This is a genomic window from Pedobacter miscanthi, from assembly GCF_003315595.1.
Taxonomy (GTDB): Bacteria; Bacteroidota; Bacteroidia; order Sphingobacteriales; family Sphingobacteriaceae; genus Pedobacter; species Pedobacter miscanthi.
Genome location: NZ_QNQU01000003.1, coordinates 227420 through 248366 on the forward strand (window position 1 = coordinate 227420; position 20947 = coordinate 248366).

The 20947-nt window shown below is 38.6% G+C and carries 20 protein-coding genes; 11 read left to right on the forward strand and 9 right to left on the reverse strand.

The features are described 5' to 3' along the window. Positions 1 to 25 precede the first annotated feature (25 nt). The 5 genes from DRW42_RS04740 (at position 26) to DRW42_RS04760 (ending at position 5210) form a co-directional block, all read left to right on the forward strand. The gene (locus DRW42_RS04740) at positions 26 to 520 is read left to right on the forward strand and encodes a F0F1 ATP synthase subunit B (RefSeq protein ID WP_113947678.1); all 495 of its coding nucleotides are present in this window, start codon (positions 26 to 28) and stop codon (positions 518 to 520) included. A gap of 61 nt (positions 521 to 581) precedes the next feature. Further along, positions 582 to 1121 carry an ATP synthase F1 subunit delta gene (gene atpH, locus DRW42_RS04745; protein ID WP_113947679.1) on the forward strand — a complete coding sequence of 180 codons (540 nt, stop codon included), beginning with the start codon at positions 582 to 584 and terminating at the stop codon, positions 1119 to 1121. Between the two features lie 202 nt (positions 1122 to 1323). After that, complete coding sequence (gene atpA / locus DRW42_RS04750; protein ID WP_113947680.1) at positions 1324 to 2898, forward strand: F0F1 ATP synthase subunit alpha; 1575 nt, start codon at positions 1324 to 1326, stop codon at positions 2896 to 2898. Positions 2899 to 2983: 85 nt separating this feature from the next. Continuing rightward, entirely contained in the window at positions 2984 to 3877 is an 894-nt protein-coding gene (gene atpG / locus DRW42_RS04755) for an ATP synthase F1 subunit gamma (protein WP_113947681.1), read from the forward strand. 205 nt (positions 3878 to 4082) lie between these two features. Further along, complete coding sequence (locus DRW42_RS04760; protein WP_113947682.1) at positions 4083 to 5210, forward strand: ATP-binding protein; 1128 nt, start codon at positions 4083 to 4085, stop codon at positions 5208 to 5210. Positions 5211 to 5257: 47 nt separating this feature from the next. Here the strand turns inward: DRW42_RS04760 and DRW42_RS04765 are convergent, their stop codons facing one another. After that, entirely contained in the window at positions 5258 to 5965 is a 708-nt protein-coding gene (locus DRW42_RS04765; RefSeq protein ID WP_113947683.1) for a hypothetical protein, read from the reverse strand. Between the two features lie 200 nt (positions 5966 to 6165). Here DRW42_RS04765 and DRW42_RS04770 point away from each other — a divergent pair, with 200 nt between their 5' ends. The 3 genes from DRW42_RS04770 to DRW42_RS04780 all read left to right on the forward strand — a co-directional run bounded on the left by DRW42_RS04770 (position 6166) and on the right by DRW42_RS04780 (position 8787). Then, positions 6166 to 6930 (forward strand): 5'-nucleotidase, lipoprotein e(P4) family, encoded by a 765-nt coding sequence (locus DRW42_RS04770; RefSeq protein WP_113947684.1) that lies wholly within the window; start codon positions 6166 to 6168, stop codon positions 6928 to 6930. Between the two features lie 57 nt (positions 6931 to 6987). Next, positions 6988 to 7206 (forward strand): hypothetical protein, encoded by a 219-nt coding sequence (locus DRW42_RS04775; protein WP_113947685.1) that lies wholly within the window; start codon positions 6988 to 6990, stop codon positions 7204 to 7206. A gap of 687 nt (positions 7207 to 7893) precedes the next feature. After that, the gene (locus tag DRW42_RS04780) at positions 7894 to 8787 is read left to right on the forward strand and encodes a DUF4349 domain-containing protein (protein WP_113947686.1); all 894 of its coding nucleotides are present in this window, start codon (positions 7894 to 7896) and stop codon (positions 8785 to 8787) included. Positions 8788 to 8951: 164 nt separating this feature from the next. Here DRW42_RS04780 and ruvC read toward each other — a convergent pair whose 3' ends face one another. Continuing rightward, positions 8952 to 9548 (reverse strand): crossover junction endodeoxyribonuclease RuvC, encoded by a 597-nt coding sequence (gene ruvC, locus DRW42_RS04785; protein WP_113947804.1) that lies wholly within the window; start codon positions 9546 to 9548, stop codon positions 8952 to 8954. 41 nt (positions 9549 to 9589) lie between these two features. On the opposite strand from ruvC, the gene DRW42_RS04790 reads away from it, so the two are divergent. Genes DRW42_RS04790 through DRW42_RS04800 form a run of 3 tightly spaced genes read left to right on the forward strand, consistent with a single transcriptional unit; the run spans position 9590 to position 12823 of the window. Continuing rightward, positions 9590 to 10567: a lysylphosphatidylglycerol synthase domain-containing protein gene (locus DRW42_RS04790; RefSeq protein WP_113947687.1), complete on the forward strand. Its 978-nt coding sequence runs from the start codon at positions 9590 to 9592 to the stop codon at positions 10565 to 10567. Further along, entirely contained in the window at positions 10545 to 11681 is a 1137-nt protein-coding gene (locus DRW42_RS04795; RefSeq protein WP_113947688.1) for a glycosyltransferase family 2 protein, read from the forward strand. The genes DRW42_RS04790 and DRW42_RS04795 overlap by 23 nt, the downstream gene beginning before the upstream one ends. Next, the gene (locus DRW42_RS04800; protein ID WP_113947689.1) at positions 11681 to 12823 is read left to right on the forward strand and encodes an ABC transporter permease; all 1143 of its coding nucleotides are present in this window, start codon (positions 11681 to 11683) and stop codon (positions 12821 to 12823) included. The genes DRW42_RS04795 and DRW42_RS04800 overlap by 1 nt, the downstream gene beginning before the upstream one ends. A gap of 62 nt (positions 12824 to 12885) precedes the next feature. Here DRW42_RS04800 and DRW42_RS04805 read toward each other — a convergent pair whose 3' ends face one another. From DRW42_RS04805 to pgi, 7 genes are all read right to left on the reverse strand, one after another. Next, entirely contained in the window at positions 12886 to 13341 is a 456-nt protein-coding gene (locus tag DRW42_RS04805; protein ID WP_113947690.1) for a QcrA and Rieske domain-containing protein, read from the reverse strand. Between the two features lie 36 nt (positions 13342 to 13377). Continuing rightward, positions 13378 to 14325 carry a DUF5777 family beta-barrel protein gene (locus DRW42_RS04810; protein ID WP_113947691.1) on the reverse strand — a complete coding sequence of 316 codons (948 nt, stop codon included), beginning with the start codon at positions 14323 to 14325 and terminating at the stop codon, positions 13378 to 13380. 5 nt (positions 14326 to 14330) lie between these two features. Further along, positions 14331 to 14873: a YceI family protein gene (locus DRW42_RS04815; RefSeq protein WP_113947692.1), complete on the reverse strand. Its 543-nt coding sequence runs from the start codon at positions 14871 to 14873 to the stop codon at positions 14331 to 14333. A 48-nt stretch (positions 14874 to 14921) separates the two neighbouring features. Beyond that, on the reverse strand, positions 14922 to 15293 hold the full coding sequence (locus DRW42_RS04820; RefSeq protein WP_113947693.1) for a hypothetical protein: 372 nt from the start codon (positions 15291 to 15293) through the stop codon (positions 14922 to 14924). Positions 15294 to 15671: 378 nt separating this feature from the next. Continuing rightward, the gene (locus DRW42_RS04830) at positions 15672 to 17753 is read right to left on the reverse strand and encodes an insulinase family protein (RefSeq protein ID WP_113947695.1); all 2082 of its coding nucleotides are present in this window, start codon (positions 17751 to 17753) and stop codon (positions 15672 to 15674) included. A gap of 33 nt (positions 17754 to 17786) precedes the next feature. Next, complete coding sequence (locus tag DRW42_RS04835) at positions 17787 to 19100, reverse strand: M16 family metallopeptidase (RefSeq protein ID WP_113947696.1); 1314 nt, start codon at positions 19098 to 19100, stop codon at positions 17787 to 17789. Positions 19101 to 19278: 178 nt separating this feature from the next. Next, entirely contained in the window at positions 19279 to 20925 is a 1647-nt protein-coding gene (gene pgi / locus DRW42_RS04840) for a glucose-6-phosphate isomerase (protein ID WP_113947697.1), read from the reverse strand. Between the last annotated feature and the right edge of the window lie 22 nt (positions 20926 to 20947).

Genomic DNA, 20947 nt, shown 5'->3' on the forward strand with positions numbered 1-20947 from the left:
ATCAAGATTAAAAAAATTAGATAAAATGGAATTAGTTACCCCAAGTATAGGATTAGTTTTCTGGACCTTTGTTGCTTTCTTACTATTATTATTATTGCTTAGGAAGTTTGCCTGGACCCCAATTATGGGTGCAATTCACGAACGTGAGCAAAACATTGATGAAGCCCTTAACAAAGCTGAATTAGCCAAGCAGGAAATGGCACGTTTAACCAGCCAGAATCAGGATTTGATGCAACAGGCCCGTGCTGAACGTGATGAGATTTTAAAGGAAGCTAAAACCTTGAAAGATGGTATCTTAAACGAAGCTAAAAAACAGGCTCAGGTTGAAGGTGCTAAATTGATCGAGAAAGCTAAAATCGAGATCGAAAACCAAAAGAAAGCAGCTTTGGCAGAAGTTAAAGATCAGGTTTCTTCTTTATCATTAGAAATTGCTGAACGTGTTTTACGTACGCAGTTAGATGATAAAACAAAACAGGAAGCTTTAGTGGCTAACTTATTAAAAGACGTTGAATTAAACTAAGCGTATTGCGTAAAGCGGTAAGCGTGCCAAACGCCAAACGCCGAACGCCAACCCAAAAGATATGTCAGAAATTAAAGTTGCAGGCAGATACGCCAAATCGTTAATAGACTTAGCCGTTGAAAACAACGCGCTGGAAGCTTCTTATAATGATATGGTTTTGTTTGAGAAAGTGGTTGATGAAACCCCTGAACTAGAAGCAATATTAAAAAACCCGATTGTACCTTTAGATAAGAAAACTGGTATTTTAAACGGAATTTTTGCTGATAAAGTAAGCAAACTAACCATCTCGTTTTTCAAGATTGTAGTAAGCAAAGGTCGTTCTGCGATTTTATTTGCCACAGCAAAACAGTTTATACAACAATATAATTTAATTAAAGGTATTGTTACTGCTGATGTAACTACTGCAAGTGCTTTAAGCCCTGCAGCTAAAGAGCAGATTATAGCGATTGTAAAAAAAGAATTAGGCGCCAACCAGGTTATTGTTAACGAAAAAATTAACGAGAAATTAATCGGCGGTTTTATATTGAAAGTTGGCGATAAGCAATTTGATGCGAGTATCGCCAGTGGTTTAAGTAAACTTAAAAAAGAATTTGCGCAATAAGCGAATAGCGTTTTGCGTAGGGCGTTAAGCGTTGATTTGCAAAATGCCTGAAAAAAAACATAGTGAAGCGTGAGTGTGGGGCAATACAACGCCAAACGCGAAGCGCCAAACGCAAAGAGTATTGCGATAAGCGGATGGCGAATAAATGCCAAGCGCCATGCGCTAAGCACTAAACATTTATAAAAAGATATAAAGTAAAATTATGGTAGAGGTAAGACCAGACGAAGTATCGGCAATTATCAGACAGCAATTGGCGGGCTTCAAATCAGAAACCGAACTGGAAGAAGTTGGTACCGTGTTGCAAGTGGGCGACGGTATTGCCCGTGTTTACGGTTTAACTAAAGTTCAATCGGGAGAGTTAGTTGAATTTGCAAACGGCCTGCAAGGTATTGTATTAAACCTTGAAGAAGATAACGTTGGTGTGGTACTTTTGGGTGCTTCAGACGAGATCAAAGAAGGTGATACCATTAAACGTACCAAAAAAATTGCCTCTATTAAAGTTGGTGAAGGTATGCTTGGCCGTGTAGTTAACACCTTAGGTGAGCCTTTGGATGGTAAAGGACCAATCTTAGGCGAAACTTACGAAATGCCTTTAGAGCGTAAAGCACCAGGTGTAATTTACCGTCAGCCGGTAAACGAGCCTTTACAAACCGGGATTAAAGCAATCGATGCGATGATTCCAATCGGTCGTGGTCAACGTGAGTTGGTTATCGGCGACCGTCAGATTGGTAAAACTGCCGTTTGTATCGATACCATTATCAACCAGAAAGAATTTTATGAAGCAGGCCAGCCTGTGTTCTGTATTTATGTGGCTATCGGTCAGAAAAACTCTACCGTTGCCAACATTGTACGTACATTAGAAGAAAACGGCGCTTTACCATATACAGTTGTTGTTGCTGCTTCGGCTGCAGATCCTGCTCCAATGCAGTTCTATGCTCCGTTTGCAGGTGCTGCAATTGGTGAATTTTTCCGTGATACAGGTAAACCAGCTTTAATTGTTTATGATGATTTATCTAAACAGGCTGTAGCTTACCGTGAGGTATCTCTATTACTTCGTCGTCCACCGGGCCGTGAAGCTTATCCTGGAGACGTTTTCTACTTACACAGTCGTTTATTGGAAAGAGCTGCGAAAATCAACGCTAATGATGATATCGCTAAAAACATGAATGATTTGCCAGAGTCGATTAAACATATCGTTAAAGGTGGTGGTTCATTAACTGCACTTCCAATTATCGAAACTCAGGCAGGCGACGTTTCTGCATATATCCCAACCAACGTAATTTCAATTACTGATGGCCAGATCTTCTTAGAGTCGAACTTATTCAACTCAGGTATCCGTCCGGCAATTAACGTAGGTATCTCGGTATCACGTGTGGGGGGTAACGCGCAGATCAAATCAATGAAAAAAGTAGCGGGTACTTTAAAGTTAGATCAGGCTCAATACCGCGAGTTAGAGGCTTTCTCTAAATTCGGGTCTGACTTAGATGCTGCAACTAAATCAGTGTTAGATAAAGGTGCACGTAACGTAGAAATGTTAAAACAAGCGCAATTCTCTCCATTTACTGTTGAGAAACAAGTTGCAATTGTTTACGCCGGTACTAAAAACTTAATGCGTAGTGTTCCAATCAATAAAGTAAAAGAATTTGAAACTGAATTCTTAACCCAATTGGAATTACGTCATCCAGAAACTTTGGCAGCATTAAAAGCTGGTAAATTCGATGATACCATTACAGGCGTTTTAGATACTGTAGCAAAAGAGATTTCAAGTAAATACTAGATAGAAGTATTGGAGTATCAATTATCAAGTATCAAGATATAATCTTGTCTTGATAATTGATACTCTAAGTACTAGATACTAAAATATGGCTAATTTAAAAGAAGTAAGAAACCGGATTGCGTCGGTACAATCAACACAGCAGATTACCAAAGCTATGAAAATGGTTTCGGCGGCAAAGTTGAAACGTGCTACCAATGCAATTATCGCTTTACGTCCTTATGCAACTAAACTGAAAGAGATTTTAGGTAATCTATCTGCCAGTTTAGAGGGATCGTCATCGCCTTTTATCCAGGAGCGTGAGCCCAATAAGGTTTTAATTGTTACTGTATCTTCAAACCGTGGTTTGGCTGGTGCTTTTAACATGAACGTAATTAAAGCGGCCAATAATTTAATTGCTGAGAAATATAGCGAACAGTTGAAAAACGGGAATGTAAGCATTATTTCTATCGGTAAGAAAACCCAGGATTTTTACGAAAAACGTAAATACAATGTTATTGGAAACAATAATGAGGTGTTTTCTGCCTTAACTTTCGAAAACGTAACCAAAATTACGGATGCGATTATGGCCGGGTTTATTAAAGGTGAGTTTGATAAAGTAGAAGTGGTTTATAACCGTTTCAGAAACGCAGCTGTACAGTTTATCACTACTGAACAATTGTTGCCTTTGCCTAAAGCAGAAGAAACAGCAGCTGATCTGAAAGATAAGAAAACAACAAATGTTGATTATATTTTAGAGCCTTCTCAGGAAGAAATTGTAGAACAGCTGATCCCTAAATCAATCAAAATCCAGTTGTACAAAGCAGTGTTGGATTCTCATGCTTCTGAGCATGGCGCACGTATGACATCAATGGATAAAGCAACTGAAAATGCGGGTGAGTTATTGAAAGCTTTAAAACTTTCGTACAACCAGGCACGTCAGGCCGCAATTACAACCGAGTTAACGGAAATTGTAAGTGGTGCAGCAGCATTGAACGGATAATTAATTTGCAGTTCTCAGTTTTGAGTTTGCAGTAACGATTGTAAAAATATAAAGCCTGTTTCTTAATTGAAATGGGCTTTTTTGTGCTCTATTAATTTTGTAATCCAAAATTATTATAATATTTATGGATTGTAATCCAAAATTATTATGTTTTTTATGGATTGTATTCCGAAATTATTATACTTTTGTATAGGTATTAATAGTTATGATAGTTCGTAAACAGTTGGATTATGCTTTTGCAAGGCTTTTTAAAGGGAAGGCCTTTATCATCTTCGGGCCAAGGCAAACCGGTAAAACCACCTTTGTAGAACAATTATTGGCAAAAGTTGATAAAAAGACATTATATCTAAACGGAGATGATGCAGATGTAAGGGAAACTTTGGCAAAACCCAATGCAGCACAAATAGCACAATTGCTCGCTGGATACGAGGTGCTTTTTATTGATGAGGCACAACGTATAAATGATGTAGGTTTATTAATTAAAATCATTGTAGATCGCTTTAAACCTGTTCAGGTTATTGCTACCGGCTCATCTGCATTTGAGTTATCAGGCAAGATTAACGAGCCTTTAACGGGTAGAAAATATGAGATGATGCTTTTGCCTTTTTCGTATGCAGAACTGGTAAGCGATACTGATTTTATAACCGAAGAACGATCGTTGGAGCAACGTTTAATTTATGGTTCTTATCCCGAAATTATCAACGATCCACAAAATGCAGAAGAACATTTAAAATTACTAGCTGATAGTTATCTGTATAAAGATCTTTTCACTTTAGAAGATGTTAAAAAGCCCTTATTGTTCGAAAAGATTGTAAAAGCCCTGGCCTTACAGGTGGGCAGCGAAGTTAATTTTTCTGAACTGGCACAGCTGGTAAAAGCCGACCAGAAAACCGTTGATAAATACATCAGTTTACTCGAAAAATCTTTCGTGGTTTTTAGCCTGCCTGCCTTTTCTGGTAATGTACGCAACGAGATCAAAAAGAATAAAAAAATTTACTTCTACGATACAGGTATTGTAAATGCCATTACGCGAAATTTCAGTCCTTTGGCCAATAGAAACGATGTGGGTGCACTGTTCGAAAACTATATGATTGCCGAACGGATAAAGTTCTTACACCAGAACCAGATGGAAGCCGAATGTTTTTTTTGGCGTACCACGCAGCAACAGGAAATAGATTATATAGAAAAAACAAAAGATAAATTTCTGGCCGTGGAGTTTAAATGGAGCGAAAGAGGGAAAAATAAAATCCCGCTTACTTTTACGCAGGCTTATCCCGATGCAGAAACATTGTTGCTATCAAAAAATGATAGGGGAAGTTTTTTGAATACCTGATTTTAAGTATAAAAATGCCCGTTTCTGTTAAGGAACGGGCTTTCTTTTTATAAGATCAGGTCATATTTATCCATAACCAGTCTCAAATATCCATTTTCTAAGTTTTTACTCTCATTCTTTTCGTTATAAACCCTGGCATTAAATTTAGCTTCTAAAATATATGTACCAGACTTTAATTTCTTTAAACTTGTAATTTCAAATTTTGAATTCTTCTGAGCATCAGCATTTAATTGTGGGGGTGTTCTAAACGAATCTGAACCATAGGTTTTAAATCCATCAGAAATGTTTATTGCTATGCCATTTTGTATATTATCTCTTTCATAATCAAGGGCGTAATTTCTCGTTCCAACTGTAAACAAATCCATAATATCTTTTGGCCTCAAAACCAGTGATTGTAACATCAATGCTTTCTTATAGGTTTTAATAAATATTACATTAACATTTTGTCCGTTATTGGAGATGCCATATTTCCTTGTATATAAAACTGAATCTTTGATACCGGATATATAATAAGTGCTTTTAACAATTGAATCTACTTTTGAGTATGGTTGTCTATTTTCGGCACTGTAGAAACTGGAGTATTTAGATACCTTATGAGTGATCCCATCGATGCTGTAAGAAATACTATCATGCGCATATTCCAAAGGGTCTTCTTTTTCGATAACTATCGGAGATTCAATAATCGGATTCTCTTTCTTGCAGGCGGCAAGAAAAAACAGGGCAATAGCTACCCCGAGTAAGCTTTTAGATTTCATATTAAATTGGTTTTATTTGTGTGTGCCCAAAAATAATTATTTTTTCTAACTAAAATCTTAATTGATAAAAATTTATCCTGATTATAGATACTGATCTGTAATTATTGTTTTACGAAAATATGTTTTGTTCTATTTTTTACTGAAATTTTAAGGGCCGGTTAGTTATCGGTTTTAATATCTTTGCAGGGTAATATCACATTATGAAAAAATACATCCTCAGCATTTTATTGTTTGCTCCTTTTTTTGTTCAAGCCCAAAACCCTGCAAGGGATTATACCAATGCAGTACTGTGGCAGCAAAACTCGGGCGAGTACCGTGCATTATGTTTCCAGGCTTATAATTTCGCCCGTTTATCATTAAAAGAAGCTCTATGGGCCGATACCAGCAAAAAACCAAACTGTGTGATTGTTGATATAGACGAAACGGTTTTGGATAATTCGGCCTTTCAGGGGCATGAAATCAAAAAAGGGCAAAGTTATTTACCAGCAGACTGGACAGCATGGACGAGCTTAGCCCAAGCCGATACTGTACCGGGAGCACTGGCTTTTTTAAAATTTGCGGCATCAAAAAACATTGAAACCTTTTACGTGAGCAATCGTGATGAAAAGGATTATGCAGCTACATTAAAAAACCTGCAACACTTTGGTTTCCCTTTTGCCGATGATGCGCATTTAGTGGTTTCGAAAGGAACATCCGATAAAGAACCCCGCAGGCAAAAAATAACGGAAACACACAATATTTTAATGCTTTGCGGTGATAATCTAAGCGATTTCAGCAATATTTTCTACCGCGAACAGAAGAATACTTTCGAGCAGGTAAACAGTAACCAGCAGTTGTTTGGCACAAAATATATCGTGCTGCCAAACCCCATGTACGGCGATTGGGAAAAGTCTTTGTACAAGGGCGAAAAGCTTAACGATCAGGATAAAGCAAAACAGCGTTTAGAAAGATTAAAAAGTTATTAAGTTTTATAATTATTCAGCAATAAGTATTACTTTTGCAGCATCATAAAAATAAATATTATGGAGAACAACGAATTAAAGCACAATACAGAAAGTATGAAAGCGGCTAACCAGCCAGGAATTTATAAATTGATAATTTTTGGTGTAGTGGTTTGCATGATCGGTACTTATGCTCGTTTCGCTTACGATTCATGGCAGGTATCATTGGCGTCATGGATTGTTTTGTTCATCGGTGCGATTATTTCCATCAAAGGTGTATTCAAAATATTAGACGCATAAACAATTTGCTATTAAGATATAAAGCCGTCCCGATACCACATCGGGACGGCTTTTTTGTTTACTGCCCAAACCTGACAGGTTTGGAAAAAAAACTTAAAGTCGAAAACTGTAGATTATCAACTTCCGATTTATTTGGGCGTTACCTAAGCTTCGCAAAGGTCGGGCTTTACAGGGCTGCGCTTCGCTCCGGTACCGATGAAGGGTCGGTACTAAACCCTTACAATCCCTAACGCAAAACCCACCGTTTTAACCTCACGGGTTTAATCGGGTTCTTTTAAATACCAAGAATCACCAGCTTTGTTAAATAAACCCGATAGAACGAAAAGCCCGGAGCGAGGTACGAGTGAGGACTTGGAGGGATAGCGGGACTGCCTTCTGCCATTAAAACAGAACCATACATTTTCTGAAAAAATTATTCTTTAAGCTTTTCTATTTTAACCTAGCAGAGGTAATTCGTATTGTATATTTTTAATTGCCTATTGAGGGATGCGCCGTTTTAAAACCTGCAAGGTTAAAGTAACTACTCCAAACTCCCACCTCAGCACTTCAAATTCAACGTTGGGTTACCTAAATACAATTCTTGTATTAAGAGTAAATACAGCGTTAAAACTAACCAGAGGGGCTGAACTTCTGATGGCCATTTGAAGCAAATATTTAAAATGATTTTTTATTTAGAACCACACAATCATGAAAAGGAATATTATTGCTATAGCCATAGTTTTAACAATTTTTGGCTGCCAAAGTGAAAACAAAAAATACGCAAGTGCCGATGTTGTTGAGTCGAATGAGTTAAATAAGGAAATCTCAGATAGCACACTAACAGAAAAAATAATCAAAACTGCCGATATGCGGTTTAGGGTAAAAGATGTTCAGAAAACGAAAGAACAACTTAGCAAAACCATCAAGGCCGAAGGCGGCACGGTTGCCGAATTCTCAATCGAAAGCACCATACAGGAAACTGATAAGGTTAAACAATCAACCGATTCGCTAAAAGAAATTACTTCTTACAGAACACAAGGTTACCTGATAGCGAAAGTACCATCCGATAAACTGGATGAATTTACAAACACCATCGCAAAAATGGCAGTTTTTGTTGATCATCAATCGATGAAAATGGACGATCAGAGCATTGCATATTTATCAAATAAGCTAAAGGCACAGAACCGGATTGATGCCATTGAAAAGATCAATAAAGTAGCCTCTAAAAAGAGTGCCAACGTAGAATCTTCGCTTTACATCAAAGATGATTACGTGGATAAACGAATCGATAATATACGAATCGATAGCCGTGTAAAGTTTAGCACCATTACACTTAATTTTTATCAGGACAATACAGTTAAAACAATGGTTGTTGGCAATGATAACCTGTACGATTACCGTCCGCCATTTATAAACAGGTTGTGGCTAGGTATTGTAAACGGGTGGACGATTTTTAAAGAAATAATTATTGCTGTTTCTAACCTCTGGATGTTAATTTTGATTGGCGTTGTAGTGTTTTTTGTGATCAGGCATTTCATCAGAAAAGATAAATTGGCCAGAGACCTGGCAACCAAAAACCTGATCGAAAATAATCAGGTATAAATTTCTGCCCCATGGTCCGTGTCTGCACGGACCATTCTCAAAAACAAAATTCGTATTCGATGGTTCGTGTCCGCACGGACCATTTTTGTTTTCTAATAAAAGATTGCTTCACACCTTTGCTTAATCCCAACGCTTCGGTTCGCAATAACGAATTAAATTGTAAATTAACCTTTGAGTTTGGTATTCGCTTTTTTAACTCCAGTTACCTTGGTTTTATTATCGCTCACGAAAGATTCCCAGCCCGAATAGGTTTTGGATTTTCCGCCAGCTGTAATTTTTTGGAAAGAATGGCAAACCGCAACGGCTAAGCCATCAGTAGCATCTAAAAACTCGGGTGTTTCTTTAAAGTTTAATAGGCGCTGCAACATGGCTGCTACCTGCTCTTTGGTCGCGTTTCCGCTGCCTGTAATGGATTGTTTGATTTTACGTGGGGAATATTCGGTTACGGGTACATTTCTGGATAATGCAGCGGCAATAGCAATGCCCTGCGCCCGCCCCAATTTTAGTAGTACCTGGATGTTTTTACCATAAAAAGGTGCTTCGATAGCGAGTACGTCGGGTTTATATTGTTCCATCAGCACCACCGTTTTTTCGAATATCCGTTGAAGTTTAAGAAAAGGATCGTCTAAATGGGTCATTTTAACCACCCCTAAACTAATCAATTCCGTTTTATTTCCCTTCTCTAAAATTACGCCATAACCCATCACCGCAGTGCCTGGATCGATGCCCATAATTACCCGTTCCTTTTTTTCGTTCAACATTACAGCAATATTAAGCATATTTGCAAACTAAAAAGATAATCTTGACAGGCAAGCACAAAAAAATATTATCACTTTTTATCAAAGTAGCAATTGTACTATTTGCCTTTTGGTTTATTTACCATAAACTCATCGCCAATAAAAACCTCCGCGATTTTAGCGCACTATTAAAAGACATCCCCCATACAGAAATTATTACTGTAATTGGCATTGTAGTCATACTGATGCTGGTAAACTGGTTCCTGGAAGCCGGAAAATGGAAATACCTGATGAGCCACATCGAACCCATTAGTTTTTACAGGGCCATCGAATCTGTTTTTTGTGGCTTAACATTGGCTATTTTTACGCCCAATAGGTTGGGGGAATACGGAGGCAGGGTTTTTTTCCTCTCGCCAAGACGGAGAATAGTGGGGATAGTGGCCATGAGTGTGGGCAGTATCGGTCAATTGGTTTTAACCAATGTTTTCGGTGCCATCGCAGCCTGCTTTTTTGTATACCGCTTTATTCCTATAAATCAGGTGCTGTTTATTGCAGTTGTATTTTTTGCGGTGATTTTTAGTCTTTTTTTCCTGATCTTTTACTTTAACATCCGGTGGTTGAACGGGATTTTATTATCCTTTAAATTTACCAGGAAATACAAGAAATTTTACAGCATTTTAGCCCGTTACCGGAAAAGGGAATTATTGAAAATCATTACCTACTGTTTTGCCCGTTACCTGGTATTCAGTTCGCAATATTTTATTCTCTTTATTTGGCTGGTGCCCGGATTACGTTATGCTGATATTGTGATGATGACCTGTTTGCTCTTTTTAGTGCAATCGGCATTGCCTTCGCTTGATCTTTTTGATGTAGGCATCAGAAGTGTTACCGCTGTTGAGCTTTTTAAGCATGTAACCGATCAACACGTGGCGGTTATCGCATGTACTGCCAGTATTTGGCTCATAAATATCATAATTCCTGCTATCTTAGGCACTTATTTCGTTTTTAAACTCAATTTTTTTGGAAATCTTAAATCTAATTAGTCTATTTTCCGCTGCTTTAACCTTAATCTATGGTTTTTTAGTCCTTTATTTTATCAGGGGATGGCATAGGTTGATTTATTTTAACCCCGAAAAATCAGATCCAAAAACCAAAGTTTCAATAATAGTTGCCGCAAGGGACGAGGAAGCGAATATCAACAAAACAATTGATGACCTGATTGCACAGCAATATCCTAAGGCCTTAACGGAGATGATCATAATCGATGACCACTCTACCGATAAAACCGCAGAAATTGTGTTAAGTTATGCCGACCGCAATGTAAAACTGATTAAGTTAAATGAAGACCGGGCATTAAACTCTTACAAGAAAAAAGCAATACAAACGGCTATTGGAACCTGCTCTGGCGACCTGATTATTACCACAGATGCCGATTGCCGAATGGGACCAGATTGGCTGGCTACTATTGTTAACCTATACGAAGAGAAAAACTATAAAATGATTTCTTCGCCGGTTGCTTATTTTCAGGAGAAAAGCTTTTTCGAACGTTTACAATCTTTAGAATTTTTGTATCTGATCGGTTTGGGTGCCTCTACAATCGGGAACCAGAAACCATCTACCTGTAATGGTGCCAATTTAGCCTATGAAAAGAAAACTTTCTATGAGGTTGGCGGCTTTCAGGGGATTGACGACCTGGCATCAGGCGATGATGAATTGTTACTGCACAAAATTGCCGCTAAATATCCTGATCATATTGGTTTTTTGAAAAACAGGGAGGCCATTGTATATACCCATGCAAAGGAAACGTTGGGTGCCTTTATCCAGCAGCGTAAACGCTGGGCTTCTAAAAGTACCCGTTATAAAAATAAAGCCATTATTGTTCTGGGGGTACTCATCTGGATCTTCAATCTCAGCATACTGTCAAACTTTATAACGGGATTGTTTATTCCGAGCTTTTTAACGCTTGTTTTCTATCAACTGTTGTTTAAAATGGTTTTAGAAACCTTATTTTTATGGGATGTAACCGGCTTTGCCAAAAGGCGTAGTTTACTCATTTTAATACCTGTTTTAAATGTGTTGCATGTCATTTACATGGTGTACATCGGCATTGCCGGAAACAGCGGAAAATACAATTGGAAAGGCAGAATGGTTAGATAATGGATAATAGCCCATCAAAAAAAGTATGGATAAAGTTTAAACGGAATAAACTGGCATTCGGTGGGTTAGTCTTTATCCTGTTGTTAATGCTGATGGGCATTTTGGGCTATTTAATTATGCCCGATCATTCTCCGAATGCAAACGTGCAAACGCTCCAGTTAAATAAAAAGAAGCCCGGAAGCACCTTTACTTTTTTAATCATCAGCCGGAACCCTAAGGTTGAAAAAGTGAACTTTTTCGAAAGGATGCTCAATGGGCAGACACCAGCTTTTAAAAGTATCCCGATTACCTCGTACAAAATAAAAGGTGATGCTGTTTTTGTGCAGGAATATATTGGAGATGATGAAAAAGCCAAAGAAACCAAATATGCCTTAAAAGATTTATGTCCCGATTGTGTTTTACCCTCAAAAGCTGATTCCCGGCAAGTACTTTTTGAGAAAAACAATATCTATAAGCAAACCTATATTCTTGGAACTGATATTTATGGTCGCGATTTATTAAGCCGGTTAATTTTGGGCATACGCGTTTCATTATCGGTGGGTTTAATGGCCGTTCTCATTTCTCTTTTTATCGGGGTAAGTTTAGGTGCTATTGCAGGTTATTTTGGCGGAAGGATAGATGCTGCCATTAGTTGGTTTATGAATGTGGTTTGGTCGTTGCCATCGCTTTTACTGGTTATTGCCATTTCGTTTGCGCTCGGTAAGGGATTCTGGCAAATATTTATTGCTGTTGGTTTATCAACCTGGGTAGATGTAGCCCGGTTGGTACGCGGGCAGGTAATGGCTTTAAAAGAAGTGGAGTTTGTAGAAGCAGCGCGGGCATTAGGTTTTAGCACAGCGAGAACCATCATCAAACACATTCTACCAAATATCGCCGGACCTATTTTGGTTGTAGCCTCATCTAATTTTGCTTCGGCCATATTGCTCGAAACCGGACTAAGCTTTTTAGGCTTTGGTGCGCAACCACCTATGCCTAGCTGGGGAAGCATGATTAAAGAACATTATGGTTATATTATTATGGATGCCGCTTATTTGGCTGTTTTGCCTGGCGTAGCCATTATGCTTACAGTTTATGCTTTTAATGTGCTGGCCATTGGCTTACGCGATGCTTTTGATGTAAAGGGACAGAATGTAAGCATTTAAAAATCTTTCAATAAAAAAGCAGTACCCATTACGATACTGCTCAACCCTAAAAAAACAAAATTCTAAGCCGTTGCGGTTAGCGTATTGCCTGAAACCGTAAGTGGATAAACTTTTAAAGCGCTTGTGGTGCCACCATCATTTGGTTGTGCCAAAATACTTCCCGAAGTACTGTATCTCGAACTATGCAATCCACATTGGATATAATTGCTGGCCTGGATAAAACTTAACGCACCACCCTGATGTGGGCATATAGCCTGCGTAGCTGCAAATGAGGTAGTTGCATTACCGGCGGCAGTACGGATAAACAGAATACTGTTTACCACAACTGATGAACCTACCGCTAATAACTGCGTACCCAGATCTACACTTGCTGTAGTACCTGAGGGTACACCACCGCCGCCATTTGGTTTGCTGGGTTCAGGTGAATCACTTTTTTTGCCACAGGCCGAAAAACAGGCCCCGGTACATACCATGGCTACGCCAAGGCCTAATGATTTAAGAAATTCGTTACGTTCCATAATTATTTTGTTGGTTTATTTTTGGTTGAATTTGGTTTACTTTGCTTTTTTCTTATCAAAAGAAAACCTTCGTGCTATACTAAAGCCCCAACGGTATTGTCCTTTAAGCCAAGAAGTATTCGTATCGGTAATAAACTGCGATTCCTGTATTGCGGTGGCATTGGTGAAATTGAGGTGAAAAATATGTCCACCGGTTTCAAACTCCAATCCGGCACCAAGTGTTTTGTAATACTGCGTTCCCAGCGTGCTTTCCAGATAAGCTTCTTTGTTTTTATCCCTGAATGGGATGGTGTAATCGGCCACAAAAGCCATGCGTTTGGTAATTTTGATACGGCCGCCCACTGAAAGTGCAAGCATGTCGTTCTGATCACCAAAAACAGTAAAGTTACGGTGTACATACGATGGCATTACCAGCACCGAGAAGTTCGAATTAAATTTGCGGGCAATTACGGCCTGCACCACGTATGTTAAGCGGTCCTGAAACTCGCTGAATGCATTTGCGGCGGTAGGGTCGGTTGAAGCTTTTGCCGCCGAAATGGTTGTGCTACCAAATAATGTTACGGCAACTGGTATCTTATCATCAGCAGTTTGCTCTAGTAAACGGTATTTTAAATTCCCTTCGTAAAGCTGGGTTACCACACCGGCGCCTTTTGCCCTTGATAGCCCTACCGAAAGTCTGTCGCTGATCCCGTATTCAAAACCGATACGGATATCAGTCGATTGATCCAGTCCGAAAAAGTTTTTGATACCGCCTGCACTACCTGCAATATCGCCAAAACGGTGATCTACCCTAAAGTCCAGTTCATTTTTGTAAATGGTTTCATTGGTTTGGATGTTAATCAGTTTGGTGGCCTTAAAAGTAGCTTGTACATTCTTTTTTTCAGTGGGCATCTGCAATGCTTTTTCGAGCGAATCCTGGGCAAAAGCCAGGGTTGGCAGGAGCGTAACAGATAGGTATAAAAGAGATTTTAGATGAAATTTCATAAATTTTATTTTTTGGGTTGATAAATAGCGGTCATTTTTACCTGTATGGTTTCTGCAATCTGCTTAAAAACGATTGTAGGGATTTTAATATCATGATCGGCCAGTTTTACATTAAAGGCAGAGCTTGCCTTCGCTTCATCGCCGGTAATCACCAACGATCCTTTTGCTGTGTATTCTTTCGTTACCCCATGGATCTGCAGGTTTCCTTTAACTGTAATTGGATAGGTGCCTGGTTTCGAAAAGTCGATCTGTTCTACAATTTTTCCTTTAAAATCAGAAGTGGGAAATTTATCGCTCTCCATATAATTTTCGTTAAAATGCTCTTGCATCAGTTTTTTCTTAAACTGAAAGGAAGTATTATTAATCTTGAAAATAATATCGTTGGTTTTGGTGTTAATGGCCGAAGCACCTGTTTTGCTTTGTGCATCAATATCTTCTACAGGTGTTGAAGAAAAGAAAGAAGAATTAACGCTTTTGCTTACCCAGATCTGAGCCTTTATGCCTGTGCATAAAAACAGGGCTGTTAATGTGAAAAATAATTTTTGCATCTGTAATGTATTTAAGTCCTTAATAAAACCGGCGTTAATTTCAATGGGTTATTCTGGCATGCCTTTATCAAACCATGCCTGCAGCAGTTCTCTTTCGCTTACCGTTAAGGTGCCTCCTTTAGGCATCGTTTTCGTAACCAATACGCTATTGGCTACACGGGTATCGTTCTTAACAGAAGCCAGACCATTAAATAACCAGATTGATTTAAGTGCACCATTCGGGCCATGGCAGCTATTACATTTAGTTTGGAAAAGTGCGCCTGCGAAATTGGTATAGGTTACGTTGGCAGTGGTTACAGGTGTTGGACCATTTGGGCCTGTGGGTACCGTTGGTTTTAATTCTTCTGCCTGTCTTTTAGAGCAGGCAAAAAGTAACACGGCAAAAGTTGCTAATAAAAAAAAGGAAATCTGTTTTTTCATAAGTAATTTTTAATGGATTGGGTAGACATTTAATTGATTTTTATGAATTTATTTACTTGGTGGCCATTACTGTTGAGTTTAGACTTGAATTATCTCCTGCTTTTGCTGATATGTATAACATGATCAGAAAAACGGCAAATAAAATTGCAATAACCTGGTTTTTTGCTGTCATGTCCGGTTTTTTTAGGATTTATGTTTTGTTCACTTAAAAATCTTCACGCTTTTTATCATGGCGTTGATTTTTAGATGATGTTTTTATCAAAATCTTAGTCGATACGTAGGCTTTTGAGAATTGGTTGCCTTTGGAAGAAAAAAACATAAAAAAAGCCGTTCCGATTTTACATCGGAACGGCTTCAGCATTAAATTCTGTTTAAATTCTAATTGAAATCCTCAGCTTTTAGCGGTGGATTAATTTTAATGTCTTTAATCACTATCGAAAATTCCTGCGAACCCTGTGGGGTAGAAACAGATTGTGTTAAAGTAAAAGGAAACAATACCTCACCAACTTTTTTGTAATTCGAATATTCAGTTGACTGACTCATTTCGACGGTACCTTTTTTGCTTGTACTTTCTTCTTTTAAAAGTAAACCCGATTTTGCATCATAATACTCAGTTTTCTTCTTGCCTGATGGTGAAGTGATATTGAGCTTAAATGCGTCTGCAGTACCTACTTTTGCTGTGCCTGCCGATTCGATTTTAGTTCCGTCGGTTGCGTAATACAATTGGGTACCATAACCCTTATCGTCTTTCTTTTCGGCGAGGTCATCACCGGTTAATTCGGCTTTTTGCCCCATTTGCATCGAGTAGCCAGTTTTGCCATTATAAACTTGTTTTACAAAAGTCTGTCCCATGGTAGTCATTTCCATGCTGCTTAAATTTGGAGCCATGTTTTTGATGTTAACCGCCAGTTTCTGCCCTTGTACTTCCATTTCGCCGGTTTGTTGTAACGAAGTTATTTTTTTGATGGCTTCTTCACCGCCAATGGCTTTAATGTAGTTGCTGATAATTTGTGCCGGTACTGGCGGTGGGGGAGCAAGTGTCACTTCAAGCGGTTTAACAGGATTGGCGAAGCTATCAAAAACCTGTGTTTTAAACCCCTTTTGTACCAGGCCGACGCCAAACGCATCTATTTTTCCTACGATAACAATCCGGGTGTTATCATGGTTGTAATATTTTTTAGCTACCCTTAAAATGTCATCAGTTGTTACCGCATTTACTTTTTGTAAATAGGTACGGTAAAAATCTTTTGGCAAGCCGTTAATCAGGATATTACTGGCAAAAGCTGCCGTACGTTCAGGATTTTCTAAGCCTAATGCAAATGATCCGTTAAACAGGTTTTTAGCATTTTGTAATTCATCTGCGGTAACCTTTGTGGTACGGATGATATTGATTTCGTTCAAAAATTCTACTACTGCGCTATCAACTTTCTCGTTTCTAACGGCTGCATTGGCAGAAAATTCTGTTTGAAAACGGCCAGAACCGGTGTTCGAATATGCACCATAGGTAAAACCGTGTTTTTCGCGCAGGTTGTTGAACAATCTGGACTCAGAACCACCACCTAAAATCTGATTGGCCAATAAAACCGGGAAATAATCCGGACTGCTCATTGGCAGGTCGATTAAGTTAACCACTGTAATTTCAGACTGAACGGCATTACTAACATTGATGATATCAACTTCTGTTTTAGCGGGATTAGCAACTTTGGCCAATACTGGTAGCGTTAATGTGCTGCCTTTCCAATCGCCAAATGCTTTTTCGGCCAAAGCTTTTGCGGCTTCGGGTTTTATATCACCAACAAAAGTTAAATAACCTCTTGATGGAGTAATGTACTTTTGATAAGCAGCCTTAACATCCGCCAAAGTAGTGGCGTTAATCGAAGTTTTTGTTTCGAATTCTCCGTTAGGATGGTTTTTGCCATAAGCCAAAGCATTTACTACACGTGCCGAGATGGCTTTTGCACTTTTTTCGTAGGATTTTAAACCGGTAATTGTTTTGGATTTCAATTTCTCGAAAGATTCGGCCGGAAAAGCTGGTTTGCGGATACTTTCGGCCATTAAATTAAATGCCTCTGGAAAATAACGTGTTAAGGCCGATACTGCACCACCACTTGCACCTGCTCTTACTTTGGCACCCAATTGGTCAACAGCTTCATCAAACTGAGCTTTTGTTTTAGTTGTTGTACCTTCGTTAAGCATACTGCCCATTAAACCTATTGTACCTGCTTTTGCACCTTCTGTAATCGGGCCGGCATCGATACTGTAACTGGCAGAGACTTGTGGCAATTTATGGTTTTCGACCACTAAAACGGTGATGCCATTGGCCATTTTATAGATAACTGGGTCGCCAATGGTAATAACTGGTGCGGGACCAGGTTTTGGTTTATGACTACGATCTATGGTTTGTGCTGAAATACCTTGGGTAAATAAGGAAACTGCAGCTATAATAAATAATTTCTTCATGTTTTTAATTATTAAAATGAAAAAGCGGTCTGCTTATTTTTTAGGTAAGTAATACAATACAACTCTCTGGTTTTTGTTCAGGTATTTTTTCGCAACATCCCTGATTTCTTCACGTGTAATGGATCTGATTACCTCTAATTCCTTGTTGATATCATTTGTATCCTTATCATGGAAAGTATAACCATCTGCCAGGTTTTCTGCAATTCCAATCATTTTACTGTTTGCACTTACATAATTGTTTTCGAACTTGTTTTGTAGTTTCTTATAATCACTTTCACTGATCAGATCAGTTTGAAGGCGTAAAACTTCTTCATCAATATCTTTTAACAGATCATTTAGCGGGGTATTTTTATTAGGTAATGCCAGGGTAATATAAGCACCATAATCTTCTAACGAATAGTTAAAGGCGGCAACCTGTAATGCGGTTTTCTTCTGGTCGACCATTTTAGTGCTTAACCTCGAGCTTCCACCTTCTGAAAGAATAGAACTGATCATTCCTAAAACTTTGCTTTCTCTGGTTTTCATACCCGGTACGCGGTAAGCAGCAAAAATTGCAGGGATCTGGATGTTGGCATCGTAAGCGGTATCGATAATTTCTTTGGTAATTTCTGGTAATTTGACATCTTTACGTACAATAGGTGCACCTTTAGGTACTTCGGCAAAGTATGATTTTACCAAAGCTTTGGTTTTATCGATATCCAGATCACCGACAATGGTTAGAACAGCATTATTGGGTGCATAATACTTTTTGAAGAAAGCAATAAACTCGTCTAATTTTGCTGCATCTAAATGTTCCATCGAACCTATAGGCTGCCAGCGGTAAGGATGGCCATCAAACAAATGAGAGAAGATTTTTTCAGTAAATTTTCCATAAGGTGCATTGTCGATACGTAAACGTTTTTCCTCTTTTACTACTTCGTTTTGCGTTTTTACACCAACTTCGTTAATAACCGGGTGTAACATTCTTTCACTTTCCAGCCATAAGCCTAATTCTAACTGATTTGATGGAAAAATTTCAAAATAAAAAGTGCGGTCATACGTAGTATTCGCATTGTTCTGGCCACCGTTACTGCTCACCAGCTTAAAGAAATCGCCACGTTTAATGTTATTTGAGCCTTCGAACAATAAATGTTCGAAAAAGTGAGCAAAACCGGTACGTTGGGTTTCTTCGTCTTTTGATCCAACGTGGTACATCACCGAAACGGCAACTACCGGGGCAGTTTTATCCTGGTGCAAAATAACGTGCAGTCCATTATCGAGGTCAAATTCGGTAAACTGTACCTTTTGAGCGGAAGCACTTAAGCTGAAGCATAAAATAGCCAAAGCAAAAAGAATTCTTTTTTTCATTTAGTTAATTTGGTTTAAAAAGCGAAAAATCAGATGCGAAGGCAAATGATTATCTTCTGATAAATAAGTTAATTTGGGATTTTTTTGAGCGGTACAAGAACTAAGGATGTACGAAGATATTGTTTTAAACAAAAAAAGCGGATATTAAATCCGCTTTTTTTAAAAATATGATAAAAAACTATCTCCAATCTTTGTACTGATTGATCAGACCGTTTGTTGAACTGTCGTGACTCGACACTTTTTCGCTTCCAGCCAATTCTGGAAGGATTTTTTTTGCCAGTTGCTTGCCCAGTTCAACTCCCCATTGGTCGAAACTAAAAATATTCCAGATCACACCCTGAACAAATATTTTGTGCTCATAAATGGCTACCAAACTGCCCAAAGTATAAGGTGTTACTTTTTTCAATAAGATAGAGTTTGTTGGGCGGTTGCCTTCAAAAACTTTAAATGGTGCGATTTTTTGAATTTCTGCATCCGATTTACCTTCTTTTTTCAATTCAGCAGTAACTTCTTCTTCGGTTTTGCCGTTCATTAAAGCTTCGGTTTGCGCAAAGAAATTAGATAGCAAAATCGGATGGTGATCGCCCAATGGATTTAAACTCTGTGCCGGAGCAATAAAATCGGCAGGGATAATCCTGGTTCCCTGGTGAATTAACTGGTAAAAAGCATGCTGGCCATTTGTGCCCGGCTCGCCCCAGATAATCGGTCCGGTTTCGTAATCAACTTCATTTCCGTTTCTATCCACATGTTTACCGTTACTTTCCATATCTCCCTGTTGGAAATAAGCTGCAAAACGATGCATGTATTGGTCGTAAGGTAAAATAACCTGTGTTTCGGCATTATAGAAATTAATATACCAAACGCCTAGTAAGCCTAAAATTACGGGTAAATTGTTTTCGAATTCGGCAGTTTTAAAATGCTCGTCGGTTGCGTGTGCACCGGCAAGCAATTGTTTAAAGTTATCGAAACCGATACTTAACGAGATGGATAAACCGATAGCGCTCCATAGCGAATAACGGCCGCCAACCCAGTCCCAAAACTCGAACATGTTTTCCGTATCGATACCAAAGGCAGAAACATCCTTCGCGTTGGTAGATAACGCCGCAAAGTGTTTGGCAATATCGTCTTCTTTACCGCCTTTTTCTAAAAACCAGGTACGTGCAGAGTGCGCATTCGTCATGGTTTCCTGCGTAGTAAATGTTTTCGATGCCACTAAAAATAAAGTGGTTTCGGCATTTAGACCTGCTAATGTTTCTGCGATGTGTGTACCGTCAATATTGGAAACGAAGTGAATATTCAGGTGGTTTTTATAATGTTTTAAAGCTTCCGTAACCATTACCGGTCCTAAATCAGAACCACCAATGCCAATGTTTACAATATCAGTGATGACTTTGCCGGTATAACCTTTCCAATCGCCGCTGATAATGCTGTTGCTAAATTTCTCCATTTTAGCCAGTACCGCATTTACTTCAGGCATTACATCCTTGCCATCAACCAAAACCGGCGTATTGCTTAAATTACGTAAGGCAATGTGCAGTACCGAACGATCTTCCGTTTCGTTGATTTTATCGCCATTGTACATCGATTTGATGGCCTCGTCCAACTTACATTCCCTTGCCAGTTGGATCAACAAAGCCAGTGTTTCATCACTGATGCGGTTTTTACTGTAATCCAATAAAATATCCTCAAAAAAAACAGAAAACTTATTGAAACGATCTGCATCTTCAGCAAAAAGGTCCTTAATGCTTTTTTGATTAATATCTATAAAATGATCGGCTAAATATTTGTAAGCCTCTGTTTCTGTAAAATTTATTTTAGGTAACATAATCTTTGTTTTTTTGTAAAAG